At 39.4% G+C, this 15,737-nt stretch carries 12 protein-coding genes and 3 pseudogenes; 9 read left to right on the top strand and 6 right to left on the bottom strand.

Going from position 1 to position 15,737, the window contains the following annotated elements; genetic code table 11:
* Positions 1-52: 52 nt before the first annotated feature.
* Positions 53-1,739 (bottom strand): annotated as a pseudogene (locus E4O00_RS02475) (S26 family signal peptidase).
* 229 nt (positions 1,740-1,968) lie between these two features.
* On the opposite strand from E4O00_RS02475, the gene E4O00_RS02470 reads away from it, so the two are divergent.
* The 9 genes from E4O00_RS02470 to E4O00_RS02430 all read left to right on the top strand — a co-directional run bounded on the left by E4O00_RS02470 (position 1,969) and on the right by E4O00_RS02430 (position 10,689).
* Entirely contained in the window at positions 1,969-2,733 is a 765-nt protein-coding gene (locus tag E4O00_RS02470) for an Rpn family recombination-promoting nuclease/putative transposase (RefSeq protein ID WP_253678424.1), read from the top strand.
* A 131-nt stretch (positions 2,734-2,864) separates the two neighbouring features.
* On the top strand, positions 2,865-4,640 hold the full coding sequence (locus E4O00_RS02465; RefSeq protein WP_253678423.1) for a proline--tRNA ligase: 1,776 nt from the start codon (positions 2,865-2,867) through the stop codon (positions 4,638-4,640).
* 12 nt (positions 4,641-4,652) lie between these two features.
* Positions 4,653-5,177 (top strand): DUF7954 domain-containing protein, encoded by a 525-nt coding sequence (locus E4O00_RS02460; protein ID WP_253678422.1) that lies wholly within the window; start codon positions 4,653-4,655, stop codon positions 5,175-5,177.
* Positions 5,178-5,199: 22 nt separating this feature from the next.
* The gene (locus tag E4O00_RS02455) at positions 5,200-5,688 is read left to right on the top strand and encodes a DUF7955 domain-containing protein (RefSeq protein WP_253678421.1); all 489 of its coding nucleotides are present in this window, start codon (positions 5,200-5,202) and stop codon (positions 5,686-5,688) included.
* Positions 5,689-5,709: 21 nt separating this feature from the next.
* Positions 5,710-6,594: a 1-acyl-sn-glycerol-3-phosphate acyltransferase gene (locus E4O00_RS02450; protein ID WP_253678420.1), complete on the top strand. Its 885-nt coding sequence runs from the start codon at positions 5,710-5,712 to the stop codon at positions 6,592-6,594.
* Between the two features lie 27 nt (positions 6,595-6,621).
* On the top strand, positions 6,622-7,017 hold the full coding sequence (locus E4O00_RS02445; protein ID WP_253678419.1) for an acyl-CoA thioesterase: 396 nt from the start codon (positions 6,622-6,624) through the stop codon (positions 7,015-7,017).
* A 106-nt stretch (positions 7,018-7,123) separates the two neighbouring features.
* Positions 7,124-8,095 carry a metal ABC transporter substrate-binding protein gene (locus E4O00_RS02440; RefSeq protein WP_371922718.1) on the top strand — a complete coding sequence of 324 codons (972 nt, stop codon included), beginning with the start codon at positions 7,124-7,126 and terminating at the stop codon, positions 8,093-8,095.
* 58 nt (positions 8,096-8,153) lie between these two features.
* Positions 8,154-8,807: a DUF1361 domain-containing protein gene (locus E4O00_RS02435; protein ID WP_253678417.1), complete on the top strand. Its 654-nt coding sequence runs from the start codon at positions 8,154-8,156 to the stop codon at positions 8,805-8,807.
* 97 nt (positions 8,808-8,904) lie between these two features.
* Positions 8,905-10,689, top strand: a complete 1,785-nt coding sequence (locus E4O00_RS02430; RefSeq protein WP_253678416.1) for a hypothetical protein — start codon at positions 8,905-8,907, stop codon at positions 10,687-10,689.
* 231 nt (positions 10,690-10,920) lie between these two features.
* On the opposite strand, the gene E4O00_RS02425 is transcribed toward E4O00_RS02430, so the two are convergent.
* The 5 genes and pseudogenes from E4O00_RS02425 to E4O00_RS02400 form a co-directional block, all read right to left on the bottom strand.
* Positions 10,921-12,366: an aminoacyl-histidine dipeptidase gene (locus E4O00_RS02425; RefSeq protein WP_253678415.1), complete on the bottom strand. Its 1,446-nt coding sequence runs from the start codon at positions 12,364-12,366 to the stop codon at positions 10,921-10,923.
* A gap of 89 nt (positions 12,367-12,455) precedes the next feature.
* Positions 12,456-12,782: a DUF6922 domain-containing protein gene (locus tag E4O00_RS02420; RefSeq protein WP_253678414.1), complete on the bottom strand. Its 327-nt coding sequence runs from the start codon at positions 12,780-12,782 to the stop codon at positions 12,456-12,458.
* A 123-nt stretch (positions 12,783-12,905) separates the two neighbouring features.
* Positions 12,906-13,686 (bottom strand): annotated as a pseudogene (locus tag E4O00_RS02415) (ABC transporter ATP-binding protein).
* A 5-nt stretch (positions 13,687-13,691) separates the two neighbouring features.
* Entirely contained in the window at positions 13,692-14,711 is a 1,020-nt protein-coding gene (locus E4O00_RS02405; RefSeq protein WP_253678412.1) for a FecCD family ABC transporter permease, read from the bottom strand.
* A pseudogene (locus E4O00_RS02400) lies at positions 14,711-15,647 on the bottom strand (ABC transporter substrate-binding protein). Before E4O00_RS02400 ends, E4O00_RS02405 begins: the two are co-directional and overlap by 1 nt.
* Positions 15,648-15,737 lie beyond the last annotated feature (90 nt).

Below are 15,737 nucleotides of genomic sequence, written 5' to 3'. Positions count from 1 at the left end.
AATTGAACCTTCGAAAAAAAGCCGCATAAATTATGCGGCTTTTTACTTAAACTTACTTTACCAAACCGAAACGGGCTCTGGGGAAAAGAATCAGGTTTACTGTTCCTAACATCCTCGAAGAATGAATATAGCGGGGAGCCACATTTGTTACAAACATCATGGACATGGGATCATCCTTATTTAGAGCTTCCAAGTGGTATTGATATTCGTGCCTCATGTCCGTGGAGTTAAAGCGGTTATCCCCCATCATAAAGTAGCAGTTTTCGGGAATGTATTCTTCTTCTCCCTTGGGGAATTCATCCATGTTTCTTTGAGACGAAAGTGCTAAATAGTAAAGGTACTCGCCAAGCTCGTTTATGATAGCTTGACGCTCTACATCAGAAGAAAAGGCAGCCTCGCTCACATTGGCTTTATAAAGCTCCGCGTTTCGTACAAGGAGCTTTCCAAAACTAAGTTTTATAAGAATATCGAGTTGGGCATTTCTCATTTCGTATAAATTGAAAGAATTTGTTTTGACTGTTTTTTTCCATGAGGTTAAAAAATCCTCAAACCATGTAAGACCGCCGTCCGTTGTCAAAATTTTTGAGGCTATTGCCTCATTATCACGAGCCATTTGGGTAACCAGGTACTGAGCCTTGTTTAAAAAGTCCTTGGCCGAAAAAAACCTTGTCGGGCTTTGACTTTATTTCTTTCATTTTTTTTACCAAGGCCGCAGCTTCAGCTTCTGCCTCATCAAAATTTACCCTAGCCCTCCAAGCCTCCACCGATTGAAGACGGTTTAAGTCTTCGGTATTCATTTTTACATCTTTTACATATTTTAAACTTGACTGGGGAAGTTTGGATAAATCCCACACGGCATAAGCACTTTCATCAAAGGCCTTAAAATACTTTTCACCGGCTTTTTTTATGTAAAGCACCCCGTCGACAAGCATCAGTTTTTCTCCGCCTACACCGACAATTCTTTTTACCAAGGGATCAGCCTTTATTCTTCCGCCTTCGTCCTTGTTGATGTTTACCATAGTAAGAGTCAGATATTGAACCAACTGAGAGGTAAAAAATTTAAGCTCATTATTCGGATCGTTTTCGTAATGAGGATTCCGGATTATAACCACGTCTCCCCTCTTATAATTATAAATTTGAGGAAACCTGAATGAAGAAAGCGGAAAGGTCGGCCCTGCAGCAGCCTTAAAACCTGCAACCCTATCGCCTATCATAAACTGCTGTACCATAGATTCTGAAGGAATAACATAGAGCTGCAAAACAAAAACGCTAAAAAGAAGAACTATACAGGCAGCCTGCAATATTGCATCCGCCCAATCCAAAATTTCTGAAATAAAAGAACGCTTTTTTTTAAGGATTTCCGGCAATTCAGGAAAATATTTAGGCAGCCTTTTATCCTTTAATCTGAACAAAAGTATCCTGTTGTAAATAACTAATACAATCCAATAAAGGGCTAAGACTGCATCAAGGGTAGACCTATCCTCTCCGCTTTGAACAGCCCTGGACATAATAAAGCAGGCCATAAAAATATAGGGCACATATTCCATCGTTTTACGCATTACAAGCATTGAACTTACAGTCTTTTTTTTGAAAAAAGAAAATATACAAAAAGCGTTCCAAATAGAATAAGCCGAACCTAAGGCCGCTGCAAATACGGCAAGGCCTGAGCCGTTTTTTATAATTAACAAGATTGAAAATAAGAAACTTAAAACCGATTCTGCGTAAAAAAGGATAGACATGAAAACTCCTGATAATTTCTATATTAATTAATTAACTAACTACCTAAACAAAATAAAGGCCGATAGGCAACAGAGTATATCAGTTTTTTATACTTTGTGCTAGGGATTGGAGAAAACTTGCCAATACGCATCATAGAGAGGTTCATTTTTTCTAATTTACGTTTTTTTCAAATAAATCCTATAAATATAATGAGGGGAGAAAAATATAAAAATTAATAGGAGAACACAAATGGTAAAAAGATTTGAAGATTTAACTTTTACGGACGATTTTATGTTTTGTAAGGTCATGCAAGAGCCTTATTTATGTAAAAGACTTATTGAAATGATATTATTCGATTCGATAGGTAAAATTTCTTATATTTCGGTACAGCATAATATTAAAACCTATGAACAAGCAAAGTCGATAAGACTTGATGTTCTAGTACAGACTGAAAACGGCAAATTTTATGATGTTGAAATGCAGGTAAGCAATGAGAGGAATATACCTAAGCGAATGAGATTTTACCAGGCAGCTATCGATATTTCGTTCTTGGATAAAGGCAATTCTTATACTAACTTAAATGATACTTTTATAATTTTTATCTGTATGTTTGACACTGTAGGCAAAAACATGCCTATCTATACCTTTGAAAACATCTGCATAGAGGATAAAAATACCACTTTACAAGACGGCACACAACAAGTTATAATAAATGCAGAGGCTTTCGAGAACATTGAGAACGATGATTTAAAGGAATTTTTAGAATACCTTAAAACAGGTAAGGCAAAGACTGAATTTACAAGGAGGTTAGAAAAAATGATACAGGCAATAAAAAATAATGAACAAGCAAGACAAGAATACAGATTAATGTCTACCTTTGAAATGGACGCCAGAGATAGAGGAGCTCATGATAAAGCCCTAGAAACAGCCAAACTCATGAAAATGGAAAAATGTGATAATAATTTTATCATGAGAATGACAGGGCTTTCTGAAACAGAGATTGAAAAACTGTAATTTAATATTTTAAAAATTGTCTTTTATCAATAACCACTGCATTGAACCGGCTAAGTGGAAACATACCAAAAATCCGGCCTATAGATTTTTTTAAGCAAAAGCGGTACAATAACTTTTTTGGAGAAGTAATTATGAAGATGACGCAGATGTATATGCCTACATTGAGAGAGATTCCGAATGAGGCTGTTGTTGAAAGCCATAAGCTGCTTTTAAGGGCAGGAATGATAAGAAATTTGGCAAACGGGCTTTTTGCCTATCTCCCCCTCGGCTTAAAGGCCTTTAGAAAGGTCGAAAAAATTATCAGGGAAGAAATGGATGCAATAGGCTGTCTCGAATTTAAGCCTCCCGTAATCGTTCCGGGCGAAATTTGGCAGGAATCGGGAAGATGGGATTCTATGGGGCCTGAACTTTTGCGCATTAAAAACCGCTTAAACCAAGAGTTGGTAGTAAGCCCCACGGCCGAAGAAGCCTTCACGGCTCTTTTAAAGAACGAATTATCATCTTACAAAAACTATCCGGTCTTAACCTATCAGATTAACACAAAATACCGCGACGAGATCAGGCCCCGCTACGGGCTTATGAGAACCCGCGAATTTACAATGAAGGACGCTTATTCCTTCCATACAAATGACGAAAGTTTGGACGAAGCCTATCTCAGCTTTGAAAAAGCCTATGTAAAGATTTTTAAGCGCTGCGGTCTTACCGTAATAGGCGTAAAAGCCGATTCCGGTGCGATGGGAGGAAGCGGCTCGCAGGAGTTTATGGTAGAGTCTTCCGTAGGGGATGACACCCTCCTTATCTGCCCTTCGTGCGGTTATGCAGCAAATGAAGAAAAGGCGGCCTGCGCACCCGACAAGGAGCAAGGTTCGGCTTCTGCAATTAGTATAGAAGAAATTGACACACCCAACGTAAAAACGATAGAAGAACTTACAGCCTTTTTAAAAACGGAAAGCTCTTCCTTTATAAAAACCTTGATTTACCGCGTAGAAAATTCCGAAGTGCTCGGCAATGCAGAAAACGGTAAAAAAAGTGCAAAAAACGCAGAGCAAGAAGCTCTTTTAATTGCCGTCTGCATAAGGGGAGACTTGGAGGTAAACGAAGCAAAATTAAAATCCTCCCTTAAAGCCTCGGAAGCAATCCTCGCAAGCGATGCCGAAGTCGAAGAAGCTACAGGAACGGTTGTAGGCTTTGCGGGCCCCGTAGGCTTAAAAAACATTCCCGTAATTGCCGATGAAAGCGTTATGCTCATGCACGATGCTGTAACCGGAGCCTTAAAAAAGGATAAACACCTCATCCATGTGGAGCCTTCAAGGGATTTTATACCCGCCCATGTCTTTGACCTCCGCACGGTAAGAGCAGGAGATAAGTGCTCCGTATGCGGCACCCCTCTTTACACTAAAAAGGGCAATGAACTCGGCCACATCTTTAAGCTGGGCTATAAATATACAAAGTCAATGAACATGACCTATCTTGACGAAAACGGAAAACAACAGCATCCCTCGATGGGCTGCTACGGCATAGGGCTTGACCGCCTTACGGCTTCAATCGTTGAAGAACACCACGATGAAGACGGAATAATCTGGCCAATGAGCGTCGCACCCTTTCAGGTTGCCATAGTTCCCATAAAATACGAGGGCGAAATGCAAAAGGAAGCCGACCGCCTCTATGACGAGTGCAAAAAAAGAGGAATTGAAGTTCTCTTGGATGACAGAAAAGAAAGAACCGGCGTTAAATTTAAGGATATGGACCTTATAGGCATCCCGATAAGGCTCGTAGTCGGCGAAAAAAATCTTCCCAATATCGAATTTAAGCTGAGAAGCAGTTCCGAAAACAGCTTGGTCAATAAAGATGAGGTGATGGATTTGGTAGAAAAAAACGTAAAAGAAGAACTTGCAAAATTAAGCTAGAGGCTTTTTAAGATGAAAAAGATTTTAAGTTTAAGCTTTTTAGTTTTTTTTCTCCTTACGGCAGCGGCTTTTAGCCTTGCCGCTGAGGAAAAGCCCGCATGGGAGGGTACGGAATCGGGGGATTATGTTATCTACCGCGACCTTTCATGGAAGGAACCGGCTTGGGCAGGCTTTTTATATTACAACGATAACGAAATAGGCAGCTTCTTGTACACCTCGAACGGAAAAATCTTTGCAAAGGTTCTTTTTAGCGGAGAAATTTTGGATGGGGACTTCGTAATCACAGGCCAAAACAATATTTCGGGCATCAACACGGACCCGGCCTACACCTATGCCGTAAACTATCTTATGGGAATGCTCCCTAAACTCTATTCGTGGAAATCTCAAAACCTGATTGAAAGCCTCGTAATAAAAACAGGCTCCAAAACGGTAAATGAAGAACAATTCGGAGGCGAAAGCGAGGTAAAATTCCAATCCTACATACCCCTCTTTCATGTAAAAGAGATTTTAGATTCCGGTAAGAAAAAAAGCCTTTGAGCTGGTAGAAATGGGAAAAACCATGGACGAAAAAACTTTTTTTGAGTTTACCCCCAACGAAGAAACTAAACAGCTTGAGACCAAATTCGTTTTAAACCCTAAGGCAAAAAAAGAGCAAAGAACAGTTGACGGAATAAAACTTTCCTTAGACAGCCAATGGAAGCAGATAGCAGACAATGCTTTTTTAATGGGAAATGAGGCCTTTTTAAATGTCAACACCATCGACTTAAAAAAGACACCCGATGTTAAAGGCCGGGAGGCAGATTTTTTGATAAAATACTTTTCGTCTTCGGGTAAGGCCTCAAAGGTGCTTGCAAAAAATACGGAAGTTACCGGCTCAAAACAAAAATTTAAAATCATAAACAAAGTCTATGATCTTGAAACAAAGAGCACAAAGCACGATATTAAACTGGTAATCAAAAAAGAAAATTCAAAGTATACTGTAGTAAGTTTAACCGTCGATAAGGCTTCGTACCAAAAGTACAAAGAATATTTTGACGGCTTATTTTAAAAGATTTTACGGAGGTTCAAAATGCAGCAGACTTTAATGGAGTATGTTAGAGAAAAATTACCTGAAATTACAAAACATAAGAGTGCAAACCATGAAGTTACACCCGAAAATGTATTTCAAAAAGGAAATTCCGATCTGGCTAAAATTCTTGACAAGATGGTAGACGATCTCGCCCTTGAAAGTTCGGAGTTCAGACACCCTGAACACTTAGAAGAATTTTTAAACGAAGTAAAAACAGGAAAAAAAGGCATTATCCTTGCAGAACACTACAGCAACATGGATTACCCTGCTTTTATAAATTTGATGAAAAAAACAGGCCCAAAGGGAACTGAACTAGCAGAAAAATGTATCGCAATGGCCGGCTTAAAACTTGGGGAAGACAATCCCTATGTTGCCGCCTTTGCAGGATCATACGACCGCATTTACATATACCCAAGCCGTTCCATCAAATCAATCAAGGACCCGAAACTCTTGGAAGAAGAATTAAAACGCAGCAAGATGATAAATCTCGCTTCAATGCGTGCCCTCGAAAAAGCAAAAGAAGAAGGCAGGGTAATTCTTGTATATCCTGCGGGTACAAGATACCGCCCAGGAACCCCCGAAACAAAGAAGGGTGTAAAAGAAATCGACTCTTATATTAAGATGTCAGATATAATGCTTTTAATTTCTACCAACGGAAACTGTCTGCGCATTTCCGATTCCGGAGATATGACAGAAGATACTATCCATAAAGATAGGCTCATTTTTGATGCAAGCCCCGTCATAAACTGTGAAGAATATAGAGAAAGGGTAAAGGCCGAACACTCGGAACTTACAGGTATCGACAAAAAGCAGGCCGTAGTCGATCAGGTAATGGCCGACCTTGAAAAAATGCACGAAGCAAACGAAATCGGACGGCTCGATTAGAAAAAATTTTTATATTAAGGAAAGATTGTGACACATACGTTTTATGTTGAAGTAAGAAGCTACGAGCTTGATGCTTATAATCATGTAAACAATGCAGTTTACCTAAACTATCTGGAATATGCCAGAATGCAGTTTTTAAAAAAAATAGGCTTTGACTATATAGGGATGATTGAAGAAGGCTATATGCTCTATGTATCCCACATAGATATCAAATACAAGCACTCTGCCAAACTTTACGATAAATTGGCCATTGAGGTTACCCATATGGATTTAGGTAAGGTGTCGGGAACTTTTTTGCAGGTAGTAAAAAATGAAGAAGGAAAGGTTTGTGCAGAAGCAAAGGTAACTTGGGCCTGTGTTGACAGCACCGGCCGGCCTGTTAAAATCCCGGAAAAATACTTGGTTCCCGGTCTTCAGCCTTAAAAAACAATAAAGATTTAAACTTTTTATTGACTTAATTTCTGCAAGGTATTATATTCTATTCCGTCTTAAAAAATTACCTATGGAGTTTTATTTTATGAAATTTTATATGAAATCTGTTTTAAAAGCATGTTTATTGATTGCAGTTCTTTCATCGGCAAATTTATTTGCGATGGGAGCAAAAGAAACACCGGATAACGGCAAAAAAAATGTTGCCGTTACCTTCGATGCTATGAAGGAGCTTACTCAGGCTGTTGCAGGAGATAATGTTAATATTTCGGTTATCATCCCGCCCGGGATGGAGGCCCATGACTTTGAGCCCAAGGCAAAGGACCTAGCCTTTTTGTCAAAGGCCGATATCTTGGTATATAACGGCTTAGGCATGGAATTTTGGCTTGAAGAGGCCGTAAAAGCCGTCAACAATAAAAAACTTATTATGGTTGAAGCAAGCTCAGGAATCGAACCGATTCAAGCAGGGCATCATCACCATGATGAACACGGCGAAGACTGCGACTGCGAAGCTTGTGCAGGAGAGCACGAACACGGCAAGGGGCATGATCACTGCCATCACGGAGAATTCGATCCCCACACTTGGCTCAGCCTTTCTTCGGCAAAAATCATGGTTAAAAATATCGAAAATGCTCTTAGCAAGGTTGATCCGGCAAATGCAAAAAGCTATAATGAAAATGCAAGCAAATATATTTCCGCCCTCGATACCCTTTTAAAAGAATATATCGAAAAATTTTCTAAGATTAAAAACAAACACTTTGTAACGGGGCACGCAGCCTTCGGCTATCTTTGCAGAGACTTTAGCTTGGAGCAAAATTCGGTAACCGACATCTTTAACGAAAACGAGCCTAATCCGAAAGAGCTTGCAAACCTTGTCGAGTATTGCAGGGAGCACAATGTGAAGGTTATTTTTACCGAAGAAGCGGCAAGCCCCCTGGTTTCAAAAACCCTTGCTGCCGAGCTTGGAGCCAAGGTTGAAAAGATTTATACAATCGAAAGCCCCGAAGATAATATGAGCTATCTTGAACGCATGAAAACGAATTTAATGCGGATCTATGAAAATCTAAAATAAAAAAATAAGGCGGTCTTTTAAATTAAAAAAAGGCCGCCTTAAACTCTTTGGAGAATAAATGAGCCATTACCTTAAAAATATCTTCAAAATTAAGAGTACATTTTCCCTAATGTTCTTATCTTTTTTTTGTATCTTTTTATCGGTTTCAAGAATTTTTATAGCCGAAAATTACTTTTTAATTTTTTTGGTTTGGAATTTATTTTTAGCCTTTATACCTTGGTTTGTTTCTTCAATACTATACATTTCAAAAAACAACAAAAAAATAGTTTTTATTATCTTTTTGCCCTTATGGCTTATTTTTTTCCCTAATGCCCTTTATATCGTTACGGATTTTATCCATTTAAAAACTGCAGCCTCTTCCATGAGGTGGTACGACTTAATTCTCTTATTTTCGTATAGCTTTACCGGCCTTTTTTACGGCTTTGTAAGTTTGGACTTTATCGAAACAAAGATTAAAATCCTTTTTAAGTTAAAATTCACGCAAATCTTTTCGATTATTATCATCTATCTTTCAGCCTTCGGCATCTATCTGGGCAGATTTTTACGCTGGAACTCATGGGATATGATAACAAATTTAAGCTCAGTACTATCGGATCTTTTTTTACCAATAAAAAATCCATTTATCCACGCCAGAACATGGGCCTTTATCCTATTGTTGGGAACGCTTTTTAATTTGCTTTATGCATCCTTTAAAACTTTTAAAAAAGAGTAAAAATCTCTCTTTATAATCATTTTCCTCTTGACATGAACATACTTATGAGCTAAGCTATAGTATATTAATACAATATTCAAAAACAGGAGGAATTTGTATGAAAAAATTAGTATTAACGGTTATGCTGCTTGCAATGGCATCAGCATTATTTGCTCAATTCACTACACCGAGTACAGATACAACATGGAGCAGTAATCTGTGGGACTCTGTTTCTTTTGAAAAAGAGGTAACATCCGGGACATTTTCAAATGAAATTGACAAGGCTTTTAGCCCGAATGCGGATTTCGGTCTATACGGACAGCAATTTATCTACGGAGGCTTAGGAAACCCTCTCAAACTAAACACCTTGGGTTCATTGTCGGCAGGAGATGGATTTAATTTCGGTTACTACCGCCCCGGCACCATGCCGATGTCCTATTACGGTACCTTTGCCGGAACAAGGCTTGCTAACAGGCCAAGCTCAAGTTTCAAAAAGGACTGGAATGACAATGATCATAAAGATTTAAAGTCGACAACCAAAACCACCTACAACAGGGTACCTCTAATTGGGAAAACCGACAGTACCTTTAGGTTTTTAATAGGTATCGGCAAGGATAAAAAAATGGTTACAGGTTTTTATTTTAATATGCAAAGCGATAATACCGGCTACACTCCTACAAATTTTGTAAAAACTGTATATACAGACAATAAAACTCCAGATAACTCATTTACTGAAAGCATAACAAACCTCAATACTGCCGGTGTGACCAACATGAAAAATCCTGCTACAGGTTCAGGAACTGTAATAGCCCCAAATGTTATAGCAGGACAAGCAGGTACAATGGCCTTTAAAAACCGCTTCAGTATCGGAGTTCCTCTGGCATTAAAAACAGGAGCCATAGCCCATACTGCAAACTTTGATTTAAGTGCCTACTTAGAAGACAACAATGCAGCTTACAAAAACAATAAAAAAAATGAAAATATCGAGTATAAATATACAGGCTTTAAATCACATGTTGCCTTAACTGCTTCTTACGGTTTAGAGATGCCTGTAAACGATAGAGAAGGCGATATGTGGTTCGGATCTGCCCTACTCGGTATTGATTTTAAAAATAATCAGCACAGCTACAAATACGAACATAAAGACAAGCAGATTAAAGCAGATGCAAGTGAAACCTCAAGTCCTAAGCTAGGTTTTAAACTTGAAGCAGAAGGCGGCCGCCTATTTAATTTTACATCACCCAAAAAAGCATTCACATTTAAATTAAGCCCCAGCCTTAAACTTGGGCTTGATACCAGAATGACATCAACTGCATATGAAGGATATAACACAAAGATAAAAGCCAACTACTCCAATTCAAAAGCATCGGGAGCTGGTGATGTTAAGAGCCTGTCATATACCAAAGCAGATAAAACAGGTTTTTATCAAAATACCACAACTCTCAGCACCGAAATCAAAGCACCCATGGGCTTAAAGGTATTACCCGAAAATTGGAAGATAGGCTTTTTATTGGGAGCAGACCTAAGTGCAAAATACGAGGTTACAATAACCAGAAACACAACCAACAATCATAAACGAAACAATGTAGAAACGACAAAAGTTACTCTAGGAGACGGCTCATCTCTTCCTGATACAAATGTAAACAATACAGATTACCCGGGTACTACTTATACTTCGAAAGGTACTATAGCCTCTTCTGCATTTACTTTCCACGAAAAGCACTATTTCGGCTTTACCATCCCCTTTGAAGGCGGAGCCCACCTTGACTTCTTTATGGAAGGAGGTCCTGGTGGTTCATGGTTAATAAATGTAAACGACTTCAGAATCCAGGCCTTTATTCCCCTTGGTGCACCCAAAGAAAGGGTAAAGACAGCAGCTAAAGAAGTTAAGGCTAAAAAATAAGTTTTTAACCTAGAATCAACAAAAAACGCATTTGTTTAAAACAAATGCGTTTTTTTTATATATTTCACTTGACAAATACAATAAGTGTGCTACAATTAAATTAGGAGGGAGATGTGAGTATCCGCTCTTAGGCGGTTCAAAGCACAACTCCCATAAGGGGCATGACTTCATGCCCCTTTTTAGTTTTTAATAAGGCCGGTAAATCGAACCTCAATTTCTACGCCTTATTTTCTAGTTCTTTAATTCGGCAAGATATGCTAATAAGAACTTCCATACTCGTTCTACCGAGGCGATGTCCATGTGTTCATTCGGCGTATGTACATCATACAGGTTGGGACCAAAGCTGACAGCATCGACAGTGGGGAGGGTCTTCTTTAAAAGGCCGCATTCAAGCCCTGCGTGTATTGCCGTAATAACGGGTTCTTTTCCGTTAAGTTTTTTGTAAACATTAACCGCAGCATCCCGTACGGGCGAATCGGGGCTGTACTCCCAAGCGGGATATTCCGAAGCCTTTTTGAACTCGGCTCCGCAGCGTTCTGCTTGGATTCTAAGAACATCTACAATTTCGTCAAGGGCACTCTTTACGCTGCTTCGTACAGAGGTTGTAAATTTGATTCTTCCGTCAATTTCTTCCAAAACACCGTTATTTAAACTTGTTTGGACAAGACCGGGGATTTCCATGCTCATGTATTGAACACCGTTAGGAATACCTGCCATAAACTCAATAATGTTGTGCGTAAGTTCTTTTGTAAACATTTGGCCTAACGGATTTTGAGCCTCTGCTGCGGTAAGACTTAAAAGCTTATCGACAGCCCTGTACTCGCCCTTAAAATCGGCAGCCATTTTTTCGACAATCTTTAAAACGGCATCAGCATTTTCAACGGCTATTACTGCATAGGCATCCTTTGCAATCGCATTATGCTTTGAACCGCCTGAAATTTCGACAATGTTAATTTTTTCGTTTTGCTTGATATTGTATAAAACACGGCCCAAGAGCTTGATTGAGTTTGCCCTCTGCTTGTTTATTTCGATACCTGAATGCCCTCCAAGAAGACCGCCGACGGTAACTTTTAAGAATTTTCCCTTTGCAGCTTCTTTCTTTATATCGAAGAACACATGTATATTGGCTCCGCCTGCACAGCTTACCAAAAATACGCCTTCTTCCTCGGAATCGATATTTAAAAGCCGGCTTCCTTGCAGATGTTCATCGGTAAGGGCCATTGCACCGCCCATTCCGGTTTCTTCTTCGGTCGTAATTAAGACTTCAAGAGGCGGATGGGGAATATCTTTTGAATCGAGAACGGTAAGAGCGTAGGCTACGGCTATACCGTCGTCGCCGCCGAGGGTTGTCTTATCGGCATAGAGCATTCCGTCTTTTACAACGAATTTAATCGGGTCTTTTAAAAAGTCGTGGTTTGAAGAAGCCTCTTTTTCGCAGACCATGTCCATGTGTCCCTGAATAATAACCGCCGGAGATTTTTCATATCCGGCAGTTCCGCTCTTCTTTATGATAACATTCATAGCCTTGTCTTGATGTACTTCAAGATTTCTATCTTTTGCAAATTTTACAAGAAAATCGCTGATAGCTCTTTCATTTCCTGAACCTCTCGGTATCTGAGAGATCTCGTAGAACCATTTAAATACTTCTTTAGGTTCGGTGTTTTGTAATGGGTTCATTTTTGCCTCCAAATTATTTATGTTTTAGGCTCTTAGTATATTATAAAATACAAAAAAAAACAATATAGAAATTAATATACTGAGTGTTCTTAATAATTCAAATGCAGTTTTCTCGACAGTGTTCTTTTGCAGCATAAAAAATCTTCCTTTTTTAAATCAAAAAGCAAACAAGACCAGTTCAATTCTTTTGGGGGAAGGTACGGAATTTGTACAACAATATTTTTTACCTTTTCAAAACCGCCGTAAAGTTGAAACATGGCATAATAATCCTCCGGTCTGCCGTATTCCAAGACGCGGGCGACAACAGTTTTTGCCATTATATTCCAATCCCAATCGGGAGCTTTTGTATCATACTCCCAAAGAATTGACTGAGAAATTTGTTCTTTTTTGTGGGTTTCATAATCTGCAAAAAACATATCATACCTCCCGAGTTCCAGTATAGCATATTTTTGTACATTTTTCCACACAGCAACAAAGCAAATAGCCGCAAATAAAAAAAGAATTTAACTTCAAATTTCCGATAATCGTTTGCCTGTAAGCTAAAAAGCTGTAAGCCATAAATTAAAAGATTCTCTCATCCAGCCGGCTACATCCATTCCGTAAACTGATTGTAAAATCTCTCCGGTTAAAATATCTTCTTTTTTTCCGAATGAGGCTATCTTTCCGTCCTTCAAAAAAAGGAGCTTATCGGCAAATTGAAGGGCCAGGTTGATATCGTGAAAGACTCCGATTACGGTCTTGTTTTCCGTTTTGCAAATATCTTTTAAAAGATAAATCAGCTCGGTTTGATTTTTTAAGTCCAGATGATTTGTAGGCTCATCCAAAAGAATAATCTCGGGCTCTTGGGCAAGGGTTCGGGCAAGATAGACCCGCTGAAGCTGACCGCCTGAAAGTTCATCTATTTTCTTTTCTCGTAAGCTCCAAACATCTACAGCCCTCAAACATTTTTCTACATAGGCCCTGTCATTTTTTGAAAAAGAACGGAAGGATGAGTTTTCAAGGCGGGCATAGCGTCCCATCATAACCGTATCGTAAACGGAATATGAAAAGTATATTGAAGAGACTTGGCTTAAAAGAGCGATTTTTTTGGCTATATCCTTATGCTTTATATCTTTTAGATTTTTACCGTCTAAAAGAATTTCGCCCGAATAATCTATAAGACCTGCAAGGCTTTTTTAAGAGAGTCGTTTTTCCGCAGCCGTTGGAGCCTAAAATGCAAAGACTTTCTCCACACAAAACCGAAAAAGAGATTTCCTTTAAAACGGCAGTTTTTGAATATCCTGCATAAACCGATTTTGCTTCTATTATGGGATGATCCATAAGAGTTAAGCCCTCCTCCGGCCTTTAAAGTAGACATAGCAAAAAAACGGGGCACCTGCGATGGCGGTAATTGCTCCGACGGGAAGCTCTTGGGGAGACAAAATCGTTCGCGCAATCATGTCGCAGAGCACCATGGATGTGCCTCCTATGCAAAAGGACATGGGTATAACTATCTTATGCCTTGCCCCGAAGAATTTTCGTACAAGGTGGGGAGCTATCAAATCGATAAAACCGATTATACCTACAAAGGAAATTACAGCTCCTGTAAGGGCGGAAGCCGAAAACAAAAGAGTCCATTTTATATTTTTTGTATTGACTCCCATGGTTCTAGCTTGTTCCTCTCCGAAGGTAAGCAGATCCATCTCGTGCGAAAGAAAGGTAAGAATCAAGGTGCATCCCGCACAGATAGGCAGAAGCACATTAAAGTTTTTTATGTTTTGGCTTGCAAAGCTCCCCATCTGCCAAAATATGAGTCGTGCCATTCCGTCCCTGTTAAGGGCTATTATGACGGTTATAATTCCGTTTATAAAAAGAGAAAAAACTATACCGGCTAAGATAATCGTCGAGTTTTCAAAATTCTTATCAACCAAGGCTGCAAATTTAACCGAAGCGTAGACTGTAAGGAGGCCTGCAATAGTTCCTGCAAGCGGAAGGGTAAAAGCGGGTATTAGAGGGAGATAGAACCCCGTCAAAATTACCAGAGCGGCTCCGAGGGCAGCCCCCGATGAAACACCCATGGTGTAAGAAGAAGCCAAGGGGTTTTTTAAGATGCTTTGCATGACTGCCCCGCTTACTGCCAATGCTCCTCCTGCCAAAAAAGCGACCAAAACTCTTGGGAGCCTTACATTCCAAACAATAGCGATAAAGGTTTCTTGAATACCGGCAATTTCTTTTTGAGCTATTTTAAAAAGGATGATTTTAATTATATCTTGGGGCGGAACAAAGACCGAGCCTATTCCAACCCCTAAGATTAAAACAAGGATGCAGGCTGTAATTGAGCCTGCAAGCTTGAATTGAAGTTTCATTATTTATAGATTTCAGGATAGACGGCCTTAGCCATTTCCTTTAAGGCCTTGATAATATTGTGGTTGGGTCTTGAAGAGGAATTATTGTCAACAGCAAAAACCTGTTTACCCTTTACGGCTTTAAGAGAAGCCCAGCCTGACCTCGCCATTATTTCATCAATGGGGTTAGGTATATAGTTTACATTGGTTAGAATTACATCGGGATCCTTTGCCAAAACCATCTCATCAGAAACAGCGGCCCAGCTTTTTTTGATCGGCAAGGATATTTTGAGCCCCGATAATTTCGATCATCTCATGGATAAAGGTTCCTGTTCCCAAACTGTACATATAAGGAGCGGCTCCTATTTCAAAATAGACCTTCTTCTTTTTGCCTTCGGCAATAGAAGCACCCTTCTTTCGGACAGCTTCGATTTCATTCTTCATGTCTGCAATAATTTTTGCTCCGTTTTTTTCTTGTTTTACTACGGCAGCTATGTATGCAATGTCAAGATAGATGGCTTCAATACTTGAAGATGAGGGAATGTTGATAACGCAGATGCCTGCATCAATTAGAGGAGAAAAAGGGGTGTTTCCCTTTGCATTTGACATACCCGAAATAAAAACAACATCCGGCTTTAAGGCGATGAGTTTTTCGGCATCAGGCTTCATCATATCAAAGTATGGAATATCCTGCTTTAATAATTTATCTTTTTGAGTGTTAGTATCGGCTGCGATAATCTTATCGGCGGCACCTAAATCTATAAGGATTTCGGTGGTAGACGGAGCCATCGAAACGATTTTTTCAACCTTTGCAGGTAAAACAATAGGGGCTCCTGCCCTGTCCATCGTTAAATCAATCGAGGGAAGGCTTGCTTCTTTTGCGCCCCCTGCAAAAACCATGGTGCCGGCTGCCAAAAGCAGGGTCAGCAAAAAGAAAATTTTCTTAAACTTTTTCATAACCTACTCCTAAAAAAAGTTTTTTCGAGTAATTTTGCAGAATGCACAACTACATACAATACCGATAAACAGCGAGGCAGTTGTGCCGAA

It is taken from the genome of Treponema sp. OMZ 788, assembly GCF_024181245.1.
Taxonomy (GTDB): domain Bacteria; phylum Spirochaetota; class Spirochaetia; order Treponematales; family Treponemataceae; genus Treponema_B.
Note: the sequence above shows the minus strand (reverse complement) of the source record. Positions and strands in the feature narration are given on the sequence as shown.